The following is a 10,110-nucleotide window of genomic DNA, read 5'->3' as shown; positions in this document are numbered from 1 at the left end:
ACCCGCGTGCAGGCCCTGCTGGAGCAGAACCTGACCGCCGCGCAGATCGCCGCCGTGGCCGGGCTGATGCCCGCGCCCCCGAAGGCCGATGCCGCCGCCGAAAGCCAGCAGGAGGGCACGCCCCCCGCCGAACCCAAGGCCACCGTGGCCAAGTCCGAGGCGGACAGGATTCTGGAAGGGCTGACCACCGCCCATGCCGCCCCCTTGGCCGGTGCCCCCGGCAAGCCCGGCGCCGAAACCCCCGCCCAGTTCGGCAAGCGCCTTGCCGCGCTTGTCGGCGGATAACAGGAGGCCGTCATGGCAAACCCCGCCGTCACCACCGAAGAATACGCCTTCATCCCGTTCCTGGGCGCGCACCCGCCCGTGCTGGAAGTGATCACCTTGGCGTCCACGGGCGCGCAGGTTGACGTTGCCGCCGGTACGGTGCTGGCCACCGTCACCGCCAGCAGCAAGCAGGTAAAGCTGGCCCCCGGCGCGTCCGACGGCAGCCAGACCCCCACGCACATCCTGGCCGAAGACACCACCGTGCCCGCGTCTGGCGATGCCGTTTCGCGCGGCTACGTGCACGGCACGGTGCTGGACCGGGGCCTTACCTGGCCGGGCGGCATCACCGCCCCCCAGAAGGCCGCCGCCATCGCCGCCCTGCGCGATGCGGGCATTTACGTCACCCTCAAGCAGCCCGCGTAGGAGGCCGCCATGTCCAAACCCGGACCTTGGGATTTCCAGTACCTGACCGAGGCCATTGCCGAAATGCCGGGCATGCCTGGCCTGCTGCAAAAGACCCTGTTCAAGGACCGCAACACCAACCCTGCAACGATCCTCCAGTTCGACAAGGAAAAGTACAAGAACAAGGTGGTGCCCTATACCACCGCAGTGCAGGGCGGAACGATCATCGAACACACCCGCAAGTCGGCGACCTGGCTGGAATTTCCCAAGCTGCGACCCAAGAAGCAGATGGATCCCAAGAAGCTGCTGGCCCGGCCCGCAGGGTTCGTGCCGTACCTGGTTGGCGGACAAACCGCCGAGTTGGCTGCGCAGAAGAACCTGGCCACCGAGCTTCAGGACATGCGCGCCCGTCTGGACCTGACAATCGAAAAGGCCTGCGCGGACATCCTGCAGGGGTCCATGACCATCGACGAACTGGGCCTGGTCTACGACTACGGCATGCCCGCCGGAAACAAGGTGACCCTGACCGGCGGCGACCTGTGGTCCGACGACGCCAGCGACATCGACGAACAGGTGGAATCCTGGGCCAAGAAGGCCAAGGACCAGACCGGTTTCAGCCCGGACGTGATGCTCATGGGCACCAGTGTTTCGGCCCGGTTCACCAGCCACCCGAAGATTCAGAAGCAGCTGGACAACAAGCGCATGGAAGTGGGCCTGCTGGCGCCGCAGTTCGCCGCCGACTACGTGGGCTTCTACAAAGGGCTTCAGCTGTACCGCTACGGCGGCTCCTTCCTGGATGCCAACGACGCGCCGCAGGAAATCTGGCCGGTCAACAAGATTGCCCTGTACTCCACCAAGGCCAAGGCCGTGCTGGAATTCGGGCTGATCGAAGACCTGACGGCGGGCATCGGCGGGGTGCAGGCGGAGTACTTCTCCAAGATGTTCATTGAAGAAGAGCCGTCCAGCCTGTGGATGCTTGGTGAAACCAACCCCCTGCCCGTCATCTACCAGCCCGCATCCGTCGTGACGGCTGTGGTCCTGTAAGGGGGTGCCCGTGGCTGCCAAGAAAGTACGCGTCCGTCTGCTGGGCGAACTGTGGGACCGCGACGCCAAGGGCGTGCGCGTCGTGCACAAGCCCGGCTCCGTCGTCTCCGTGCCTGCCGAACTGGCGGAACGGTTGATCACCGGCAAGTCCGCCGAACTGTACACGGACCCGTCTGCCACCAAGGTTGCCGAGGTGGGTGACGGGCCGGACGAAGCCAGCCCGCAGGCCGCCCTTGCCGCCCGCATGGCCGACAAGTCCAAGCCCGCCGCCCCGGCGGCTCCGGCTCCGCAGCCGGAAACCGCCAAGGACGACGGCAAGACCGGAGCCGAGCAGGGTACCGGGCAGGCCGGGACCACCGGGCAGGGCTAAGGCAGGGGGCGCGGCATGCTGACGTTCACACCGCTGGAACTTCTGCTGTCGGGTGGATTCATCTCTACCCTCACCGCCGTGTTCGTCCGCATCTGGCTGGGCAGCAAATTCGTTCCGCGCGACCAGTGCCGCCTGCGGCACGACGCCAGTGAGGATACGTTCGACGCCGTGAGCGCCAAACTCAACATCCTGTTCCGCATGCTCCGCGCCCTTGTTGTCCACAGCGACATACCCAAGGACATCCAGGCGCAAATCCTGAACACCCGCGCCGACGACAAGGAGTGACCATGGACCCCAAACAGCTCACCCAACTGATCAACGACGCGGCCACCCGCCATGGCCTGCCGCCCGAACTGGTGGCGGCCATGGTGCGGGTGGAAAGCACTGACAATCCTTGGGCCACCCGTTTTGAACCGGGCTTCTACGCCCGCTACGTCGAAAAGAACGCTGACGTGAAGGCCGTTTCCCCCTGCTCGCTGGATACCGAACGCCGCCTGCGCGCCACCTCCTTTGGCCTGCTCCAGGTGATGGGCCAGGTGGCGCGCGAGCGGGGCTTCAAGGGCGCATACCTGACGGAGCTGTGCGACCCGGCCACCGGGCTGGACATCGGCTGCAAGCATCTGGCCGCCTTCGCCGCCAGGTTCAAGGCGGCCTTCGGCTGGTCCGCCGTCTGCGCCGCGTACAACGGCGGAGCAGGCGCGGTGAAGGGGCACAACAACTACACCAATCCCGAATACCCGGCCAAGGTGCTGCGCGCCCTTGGCGGCACGTGGCCCGTGTAACCGGGCCAAAGGGAGCACCCATGTTTGACACCGACACCGTAAAGCCGCTGCTGGCCTCGCGCACCGTGTGGGGGGGCATTGTCTCCCTGCTGGTGGCCGTGCTGGCCCTGTGCGGCATCAGCCTTGACGCGGACATGCAGACCCAGCTGACGGACGCGGCCCTGGGCGTTGGCGCCGCCATTGCCGGTGGCCTGACCATTTGGGGCCGCATCAAGGCCAAGACCACCATCAAGCCGGTGACCGTCAAAGCTGCCAAGGGCGCAAAGCTGTTGCTGCTGCTTGCGCTGCTGCTGCCGGTGCTGTCCGTCAATTCCGGCTGCGCGCTGAAGAACCTGCAACCGCACGAGCAGGCCATGGCCGTGGGCGAGGAACTGCGCATCACCTACGTGGCCCTGCATCAGGAATATGAGCAACTGCACGCTGCCTTGCCCGATGCCCGGCCCACGCTGGAGGCCGACGTGGCCCCGCTGCTGGACAAGGCCAAGCTGGCCGTCATCGCCCTGCGCGAAGGGGCGGGCACCTACGCCCGTACCAAGACCGCACCGGGCGACTGGCTGGCCCTGAAAACCAACGCCATGCGCTTGCTGGGTGACGCCGCGGCACTTCTTGCGGCCATCAAGGAGAGCTGACCATGACCCCCGTGGAACTGATCGCACTGCTGGAATCCGGCCTGCGCCTTGGCCTGACCGCCGCCGAAATGGCCCAGCGCCTGTGCGCGGAGCAGGGCGGCTACACCCTGCCCACCATCGAAGAATACGAAGCGGCCACCCAGGAACTGCGCGACATGCCCGACCTGACCCCCGCCAGCCCGGATACCCCGGACAGCAAGGACTAGCCCCATGGCAGACAAGCGCCTCGTCCGTCTCGACAGCCATCATGCCGCCCAGGTGCTGGGCGAGCTGGCCAGTCGGGTGGGGTCCATCCCGCGCGGGATGGACCTGGTGGTGGTGCGTGCCCTTAACCGGGCCGTCACCGCCACCCGCGACGAGGTGTCCAGGGCCATCCGCGCCGAATACGCCGTGCCCGCCCGCGACGTGAAAAACACCATGTACGTGCGCAAGGCTACCCGCGCTTACAAGGTGGCCATCCTGTACGCCATGGGCAAAATGTCCATCCCGCTCATTCGCTGGGGGGCGCGGCAGACCAAGAAGGGCGTCACCGTGCTTATCCGCAAGGGCGGTGGGCGCAAGCGGGTTGTCAGCAAGGACGGCCAGAAGCTGCCCGGCGTGTTTGTGGCCAAGGGCGAAGTGTACGCCCGCCAGACCGCCAGGCGCACGCCCATCCGCCGCCTGTATGGGCCGTCGTTCCTCGCCTACTTCGGCAAACCGGAAGTGCTCGCCGCCCAGCAGGCCAGGGCGGAAGACGTGTTCCGCAACCGCGTTATCGCAGAAGCAAACTACCTGCTGTCCAAGGAGCTGACCGCATGAGCCTGCGCGCACGTGTACGCGCAGACGCGGCGCGGATATTCGCCGGGGGCTTTGCCGACCCGGTCACCTTCCTGCCCCTGGGTGGGGACCCCGTCACCGTGCGCGGCATCTGGAAAGAGGGCGAGCAGCTGGTGGACGCGGGCGACTACATGCAGGTGAGCAGCAGCGCCATAACCGTGACCATCCTGCGCACGTCGCTTCCGCAGCTGCCGGTGATCGAGGAAGACCGCGTGCAGTTCGAGGGCGCGGAATACACCGTGGCCGACGTGACGCCCAAGCACCCAAACATGCTGGAAGTGCGCCTGCACCGGAGGCCCGCATGACGGCCACCCGCAAGCAGATAACCAAGGCCGTGGAGGCCTTGCTGAAGGCAGCGCTGCCCACCGTTGAAGGGCGCGTGTACCGAAGCCGCGTGCGGCACATTCAGAGTAAGCGCCTGCCTGCCATCGGCGTGTACGGGCTGAAGGAAGCCCTGGACGCAAAAGACACCTCGCCCCCCCGCTACACCCGCGACCTCACCTTGGCCGTGGAAGTGGTGGCCAACGGCGAAGGGATGGACGACACGCTGAACGATCTTGCCGACGCGGTGGAGGATGCCCTTGTGGCAGACCCAACCCTGGGCGGTCTGGTGCAGGATCTGGAGATGCGCGGCATCGAAATTTCGCTGGCAGAGAAGGGCGACGAACTTGTCGGCTGCGCCCGCGTGGATGCGGGCGTGTGGTACGAGCGCGCCCGCCAGCAGCCCGAACTGGACGACTTTGCAACCGGCGGGGTGCGCTGGGACCTGGCCCCGCCGGACGGCGCCACCGACGCCGAAGATACCATCCATCCCGCACAGGAGTGACCATGGCCAACCCTACCCCTGAACTGATCACGGTGTACCCCGTGCAAGGCATCAAGGTGCGCGACCCGCAGACCTTGCAGCACGTGCCCGACGAAGGGCTGGAGGTGCCGCGCAGCACCTATTGGCTGCGGCGCATCAGCGCGGGCGACGTGACCACCAGCAAGCCCACGGCCAAGCAGGCCAAGCCCGCCAAGGAGTAAGCCATGGCAATCAGCTTTGATAGCGTCCCGCGTAACCTGCGCGTGCCGTTCGTCTACGCGGAATTCGACAACAGCAACGCGGTCAACGGCGCGGCGCTCATGGCCTACCGCACCCTTGCCTGCGGGCAGATGCTGACCGGTACCGCCACGCCGCTCACTCCCGTGCGCGTCACCAGCGCGGCACAGGCCCGCACCCTGTTCGGCGCGGCCAGCATGCTGGCGCAGATTTGCGACACCTATCTGGACGGCGATGCCATGACCGAGCTGTGGGCCATGCCGGTGGCGGACAATGCCGCCGGGCAGGCGGCCACCGGCACGGTTACCCTTACCGGGGCCGCCACCGAGGGCGGCACCCTGGTGCTGTACGTGGGCGGGCGCGCCGTTTCCTGCGGCGTCACCGCTGGCCAGCAGGCCAGCGCCGTGGCCACCGCCCTTGCCGCCGCCGTCAACGCCAAGGACGATTGCCCGTGCACTGCTGCCGCCGCCGGGGCCGTGGTCACCCTGACCGCCCGGCACAAGGGACTGGCCTCCAACGGGCTGGACGTGCGCATGAACTACTACGGAGAATCCGCGCCCGCCGGCCTTTCCGTGGCCGTGGCCCCTGCCGGCCTGTCCGGCGGCACCGCCAACCCGGACGTTGCCCCGCTCATCGCCGCGCTGGGTGACGAGCACTACAACATCATCGTCTGGCCGTGGACCGACCCCGCCAGCCTGCGCGCCGTGGAGCAGGAACTGCTGGACCGCTGGGGCCCCCTGCGCATGATCGAAGGCGTGGCCATTGCCGCGGCCACCGGCACCCATGGCGAACTGGGCACGCTGGGCGACAGCCGCAACAGCCAGCACCTTTGCATCGCCCACGCCCACGGCGTGCCCAACCCGGTGTGGGAAGTGGCCGCCGCCTTTGCCGCCGTGGCCGCCTACTACGGCAACATCGACCCGGCCCGGCCGTTCCAGACGCTGCCGCTCACCGGCATCCTGCCCCCGGTGGAATCCGACCGCTTCACCCTGCAGGAAAACAACCTGCTGCTGTACGACGGCATTTCCACCCTCTACGTGGATGCCGGGGGCACCGTGCGCGTGCAGCGCTTGATCACCACGTACAAGACCAGCCCCAACGGCGCGGAAGACCCCAGCTACCTCGACCTCAACACCATCCTGACGCTGGGATACCTGCGGTACGACTTCCGCACCTACATCCTGCGCAAGTACCCGCGCCACAAGCTGGCCGACGACGGCAACAACTTCGGCGTGGGGCAACCCATCATCACGCCCAGGGTGGGCAAGGCAGAGGCCGTGGCCCGCGCCCGCGTGTGGGAGGAACTGGGGCTGGTGGAAAACGTGGACGACTTTGCCGCCAACGTCGTGTGCGAGCGCAACGCCAGCGACCGCAACCGGCTGGACTGGCTGCTGCCGCCCGATCTGGTGAACCAGTTCGTGGTGGGCGGTGTGAAGATCCAGTTCATCCTCTAACCCGCCACACAGGAGGGACAAGATATGGCAACGCCGAACCGCCGCGCGGGCATCATCTACCTGAAGATCGACGGCACGCTGCAGGAGGCCAAGGGCGAGTTCACCTACAACCTCGGGTTGCCCAAGCGCGAGGGCATTGTGGGGGCGGACAGCGTGCACGGCTACAAGGAAACGGTGCAGGTGCCCTTCATCGAAGGGGCCATCACCGATCGGGCCGACCTTTCGCTGAAGACCTTTCAAACGCTGGACGGCGTAACCGTCACGCTGGAACTGAACAACGGCAAGACCATCACCCTGCGGGACGGATGGTACGCGGGCGACGGCAACGTGAAAACCGGCGAGGGCGAAATAGCGGTGCGGTTCGAGGGCAAGACCGCAGAGGAGGTCTAGCGCATGGAACCCAAGGTGCTGAAGCTGAAGCATCCCATCGGCCACGGCGACACCGCCATCACGGAGCTGGTGTTCCTCGGCCCGCTGAAGGGCAAGCACATGAAGGGCGTGCCCATCGGCGGCAATGCCATGTGCATGGAGCACATCCTGATGGTGGGTGGCCGCCTGTGCAACCAGCCGCCGTCGGTGATGGCGGAACTGGAAAGCGAAGACCTGTTCGAGGCGCTGGCCATCACGTCCGGTTTTTTGCCGGGTGGCCCGACGATTGGACAACAGCCGTCGTAGCAATAGCCGACGCCTTCCACTTCGGGCCTGTGGACTTGCTGGATATGGACGCGGAAGACCTGCGCTTCTGGCTGGACCGGGTAAACGAGCTGAACGACGCACGGAGTTGACATGGCTGGGCCGCGCGAAACCGGCGTAACCTTCGTCCTTGGGGCACTGGACAGATTCAGTGCCCCCTTCCGGGCGTTCAACGACAGGCTGGAATCGACCACCGCCAACCTGCGGCGCATGCACGATTCGTGGGGCGCCCTGAACAGGGAGGGCGGGCGGTTTGCCGGGCTGTCCGGCTTGTCGCGGTTGTCGTCCATAGGCGGCAACGCGCGCACGCATTTCGGCGAGGCCACGGCGGCAGCCCAGGACTTTGCCGCCAAGGCCACCGTTGCGGCGGGTGTGGCGGGCTTTGCCTTCAAGACGCAGTTCCTCGACACGGCGGCGCAGTTCGAACAGTTCGAGACGATCCTGACCACCCTGAACCGGGGGGACAAGGGCAAGGCCAAGGAACAGCTGGGGTGGATAAGCGACTTTGCGGCGCGCACCCCGTACGAGCTGGCAGAAGTGACGGACGCCTTCGTCAAGCTGCGGGCCTACGGCATGGACCCCATGCCCGGCCTGCTGAAGGTGCTGGGCGATACGGCATCCTCCATGGGCAAGCCGCTGGAGTCCGCCGTGGAGGCCATTGCCGACGCGGTGACCGGAGAAAACGAACGGCTGAAGGAATTCGGCATCAAGGCCGCCAAGGAAGGCGGCAAGATCATCTACGAATACACCGACGCCGCAGGCAAGCAGTCCAAGATGATGGCCAAGGCCAGCGACCGCGCCCAGATCCAGGCCACCCTGATGAAGATTTGGGCAGAGAAGTACGGCGGCGGCATGGAAGCCCAGTCCAAAACATGGAACGGCATGTGGTCCAACATGATGGACGGGTGGAGCCGCTTTTCGAACATGGTCATGCAGAACGGCGTGCTTGACTGGATGAAGGACAAGCTGGGCGGGGTGTTGGCAGAGATAGACGTCATGTCTTCCGATGGCCGTTTGCAGGCATGGGCCAAGGACATTGGCGAGAAGATGGTGCGCTTCTTCGACGCCGCGTGGGAAGTGTTGCCCAAGATGTGGGACGGCCTGCAAACCCTGGGCGACAAGCTGGCGTGGGTGGCAGAACTGCTGGGCGGATGGGACAACCTGGCCATTGCTGCTGGTGCATTGATGTCCGGGCTTGTCGGCCCCATCCTTGGGCTGGCAGCCGCCTTCCTGCAACTGTCGCTGGCGCTGGTGGCCACCCCCTTCGGCTGGGTTGTTCTGGCCATTGGCGGGCTGGTGGCCGCCATCACCGCCCTGTGGCTGAAGTGGGACGCCATCATCAAGTGGGCGAAAGAGGCCCTGCCGGATTGGATGGTCAACGGCGCATCCGCCGTGGGCGATTTCTTTTCCGCGCAAAAGGGCGTGTTCGCCCCTGCGGGTGCATCGTCCCCTGCGCAGGATGGGGAGGGTGCACCATCCCTTGCTGCCCGCCCCAGCCTGGGCGCTGGCGAAACCATGCGCCGGGTGCAGGAACAACGCTTCCAGTCGCTGGAGCGGCAGGAAAAGCAGTCCACCTTGACCATCAAGATGGAGAATGTTCCGCGCGGCACAGAGGTGCGCCAGACCGGCGAGCCGGTGCCGACGGACATCACCTACATGGGCCTTGCCGCCCCGGCCCACTAGGAGCGCGCCATGGCAATCAAGACCACCGATGCCGCATGGCGGCGCAGCCTGCGCGCCGCGTCGTTCCGGGGCGTGGGCTTCAAGGTGGACGCCAGCGACCGGGAAACCGGGCGCCGCGCCGTTACCCACGAATTTCCGGGGCGCGATGTGCCCTATACCGAAGACCTTGGCCGCAAGGCCCGCAGCTACGCAGTCGAAGCCTACGTGCTGGGGCCGGACTACATGCCCGCGCGCGATGCCCTGCTGAAGGCCTGTGAGGACGAAGGCCCCGGACGCCTGGTCACGCCGTGGGCCGGCGAGGTGCTGGTGGTGTGCACCGGCTGCCGCCTGCGCGAAAGCAAGACCGACGGCGGCATGGCCACCTTCAGTCTCACGTTCAGCGAGGCAGGCGAGGCGGCCAGCCCCTCCGGATCCGCCAAGCCCGGCGCGCTGGCGTCGTCGCGGGCGGACAGTGCCATGGATAGCGCGGACGATGTGTTGGACCGTGACCTTGCGTTGGACGGCCAGCCGGAGCCTGTATTGCGTGACGCGCTGTCCGCTGTGCGCGGGATGGCTTCTGCTGCACGGGGCGTCCGTTCCGTGGTGGCGGACCCGGAAGGATTCGCCAGCCACCTTGACCTCATAGACGGGATGTCGGTGGCGGACCTGGCAAACGCTGTCCCGTCCGACCTGATGCGCCCGTTGTTCGCGGACAGCGGCGACATTTCCTCGTCGTCGCATACGGCCCGATCCGGCGAAATGCTGTCCCTTGCCGCGTCCACACCCACCGTCACCGTGCCGGAAGGCGCGGGCACCATGCGCACCACGTCTGCCATGAATGCCCAGGTGCTGGCAGACTACCAGCGCCGGGCCGCCACGGCAGAGGCCGCGCGTTCCGCCGCGCTCTCCACCCCCGCATCGCGGGCGGACGCCGCCACCCTGCGCGAGGGCG

16 protein-coding genes and 1 pseudogene are annotated in these 10,110 nt (G+C 66.7%); all 17 read left to right on the top strand.

All coding sequences use genetic code 11. From position 1 onward, the window contains the following. Positions 1-285, top strand: a pseudogene (locus tag FVW20_RS00320) (hypothetical protein); the annotation flags it as partial. Positions 286-297: 12 nt separating this feature from the next. Then, positions 298-687, top strand: coding sequence for a head decoration protein (locus FVW20_RS00315; RefSeq protein ID WP_196607797.1), 390 nt, complete (start codon positions 298-300; stop codon positions 685-687). Between the two features lie 9 nt (positions 688-696). After that, the gene (locus FVW20_RS00310) at positions 697-1,710 is read left to right on the top strand and encodes a major capsid protein (RefSeq protein ID WP_196607796.1); all 1,014 of its coding nucleotides are present in this window, start codon (positions 697-699) and stop codon (positions 1,708-1,710) included. Positions 1,711-1,720: 10 nt separating this feature from the next. Further along, positions 1,721-2,080 carry a hypothetical protein gene (locus FVW20_RS00305; protein ID WP_196607795.1) on the top strand — a complete coding sequence of 120 codons (360 nt, stop codon included), beginning with the start codon at positions 1,721-1,723 and terminating at the stop codon, positions 2,078-2,080. A 15-nt stretch (positions 2,081-2,095) separates the two neighbouring features. Next, complete coding sequence (locus FVW20_RS00300; protein ID WP_196607794.1) at positions 2,096-2,365, top strand: hypothetical protein; 270 nt, start codon at positions 2,096-2,098, stop codon at positions 2,363-2,365. A 2-nt stretch (positions 2,366-2,367) separates the two neighbouring features. Beyond that, positions 2,368-2,862: a lytic transglycosylase domain-containing protein gene (locus tag FVW20_RS00295; protein WP_196607793.1), complete on the top strand. Its 495-nt coding sequence runs from the start codon at positions 2,368-2,370 to the stop codon at positions 2,860-2,862. A gap of 20 nt (positions 2,863-2,882) precedes the next feature. Further along, on the top strand, positions 2,883-3,491 hold the full coding sequence (locus FVW20_RS00290; protein WP_196607792.1) for a hypothetical protein: 609 nt from the start codon (positions 2,883-2,885) through the stop codon (positions 3,489-3,491). 2 nt (positions 3,492-3,493) lie between these two features. Beyond that, positions 3,494-3,697 carry a hypothetical protein gene (locus tag FVW20_RS00285; RefSeq protein WP_196607791.1) on the top strand — a complete coding sequence of 68 codons (204 nt, stop codon included), beginning with the start codon at positions 3,494-3,496 and terminating at the stop codon, positions 3,695-3,697. Positions 3,698-3,701: 4 nt separating this feature from the next. Next, complete coding sequence (locus tag FVW20_RS00280; RefSeq protein WP_196607790.1) at positions 3,702-4,289, top strand: hypothetical protein; 588 nt, start codon at positions 3,702-3,704, stop codon at positions 4,287-4,289. Then, entirely contained in the window at positions 4,286-4,612 is a 327-nt protein-coding gene (locus FVW20_RS00275) for a head-tail joining protein (RefSeq protein ID WP_196607789.1), read from the top strand. Before FVW20_RS00280 ends, FVW20_RS00275 begins: the two co-directional genes overlap by 4 nt. Then, positions 4,609-5,133 carry a hypothetical protein gene (locus tag FVW20_RS00270; protein WP_196607788.1) on the top strand — a complete coding sequence of 175 codons (525 nt, stop codon included), beginning with the start codon at positions 4,609-4,611 and terminating at the stop codon, positions 5,131-5,133. Before FVW20_RS00275 ends, FVW20_RS00270 begins: the two co-directional genes overlap by 4 nt. Before the next feature lie 2 nt (positions 5,134-5,135). Then, positions 5,136-5,333, top strand: a complete 198-nt coding sequence (locus FVW20_RS00265) for a DUF2635 domain-containing protein (protein WP_196607787.1) — start codon at positions 5,136-5,138, stop codon at positions 5,331-5,333. Between the two features lie 3 nt (positions 5,334-5,336). Beyond that, on the top strand, positions 5,337-6,803 hold the full coding sequence (locus tag FVW20_RS00260) for a phage tail sheath subtilisin-like domain-containing protein (RefSeq protein ID WP_196607786.1): 1,467 nt from the start codon (positions 5,337-5,339) through the stop codon (positions 6,801-6,803). A 24-nt stretch (positions 6,804-6,827) separates the two neighbouring features. After that, positions 6,828-7,193 (top strand): phage tail tube protein, encoded by a 366-nt coding sequence (locus FVW20_RS00255; protein ID WP_196607785.1) that lies wholly within the window; start codon positions 6,828-6,830, stop codon positions 7,191-7,193. A 3-nt stretch (positions 7,194-7,196) separates the two neighbouring features. After that, entirely contained in the window at positions 7,197-7,478 is a 282-nt protein-coding gene (locus FVW20_RS00250; RefSeq protein ID WP_196607784.1) for a phage tail assembly protein, read from the top strand. A 111-nt stretch (positions 7,479-7,589) separates the two neighbouring features. Further along, positions 7,590-9,179 (top strand): tape measure protein, encoded by a 1,590-nt coding sequence (locus FVW20_RS00245; RefSeq protein WP_196607783.1) that lies wholly within the window; start codon positions 7,590-7,592, stop codon positions 9,177-9,179. A 9-nt stretch (positions 9,180-9,188) separates the two neighbouring features. Further along, a partial coding sequence (locus tag FVW20_RS00240) for a DNA circularization N-terminal domain-containing protein (protein ID WP_196607782.1) occupies positions 9,189-10,110 on the top strand: 922 nt, incomplete at its 3' end.

It is taken from the genome of Nitratidesulfovibrio oxamicus, from assembly GCF_015731765.1.
In the GTDB taxonomy this organism is placed as follows: domain Bacteria; phylum Desulfobacterota; class Desulfovibrionia; order Desulfovibrionales; family Desulfovibrionaceae; genus Cupidesulfovibrio; species Cupidesulfovibrio oxamicus.
This window is presented reverse-complemented; position numbering and strand designations above follow the sequence as displayed.

What these genes read in the sequence shown, in the direction of transcription:
- FVW20_RS00315 (WP_196607797.1), top strand. Translation starts at nt 298, where the DNA reads ATGGCAAACCCCGCCGTCACCACCGAAGAATACGCCTTCATCCCGTTC.
- FVW20_RS00310 (WP_196607796.1), top strand. Translation starts at nt 697, where the DNA reads ATGTCCAAACCCGGACCTTGGGATTTCCAGTACCTGACCGAGGCCATT.
- FVW20_RS00300 (WP_196607794.1), top strand. Translation starts at nt 2,096, where the DNA reads ATGCTGACGTTCACACCGCTGGAACTTCTGCTGTCGGGTGGATTCATC.
- FVW20_RS00295 (WP_196607793.1), top strand. Translation starts at nt 2,368, where the DNA reads ATGGACCCCAAACAGCTCACCCAACTGATCAACGACGCGGCCACCCGC.
- FVW20_RS00290 (WP_196607792.1), top strand. Translation starts at nt 2,883, where the DNA reads ATGTTTGACACCGACACCGTAAAGCCGCTGCTGGCCTCGCGCACCGTG.
- FVW20_RS00285 (WP_196607791.1), top strand. Translation starts at nt 3,494, where the DNA reads ATGACCCCCGTGGAACTGATCGCACTGCTGGAATCCGGCCTGCGCCTT.
- FVW20_RS00280 (WP_196607790.1), top strand. Translation starts at nt 3,702, where the DNA reads ATGGCAGACAAGCGCCTCGTCCGTCTCGACAGCCATCATGCCGCCCAG.
- FVW20_RS00275 (WP_196607789.1), top strand. Translation starts at nt 4,286, where the DNA reads ATGAGCCTGCGCGCACGTGTACGCGCAGACGCGGCGCGGATATTCGCC.
- FVW20_RS00270 (WP_196607788.1), top strand. Translation starts at nt 4,609, where the DNA reads ATGACGGCCACCCGCAAGCAGATAACCAAGGCCGTGGAGGCCTTGCTG.
- FVW20_RS00265 (WP_196607787.1), top strand. Translation starts at nt 5,136, where the DNA reads ATGGCCAACCCTACCCCTGAACTGATCACGGTGTACCCCGTGCAAGGC.
- FVW20_RS00260 (WP_196607786.1), top strand. Translation starts at nt 5,337, where the DNA reads ATGGCAATCAGCTTTGATAGCGTCCCGCGTAACCTGCGCGTGCCGTTC.
- FVW20_RS00255 (WP_196607785.1), top strand. Translation starts at nt 6,828, where the DNA reads ATGGCAACGCCGAACCGCCGCGCGGGCATCATCTACCTGAAGATCGAC.
- FVW20_RS00250 (WP_196607784.1), top strand. Translation starts at nt 7,197, where the DNA reads ATGGAACCCAAGGTGCTGAAGCTGAAGCATCCCATCGGCCACGGCGAC.
- FVW20_RS00245 (WP_196607783.1), top strand. Translation starts at nt 7,590, where the DNA reads ATGGCTGGGCCGCGCGAAACCGGCGTAACCTTCGTCCTTGGGGCACTG.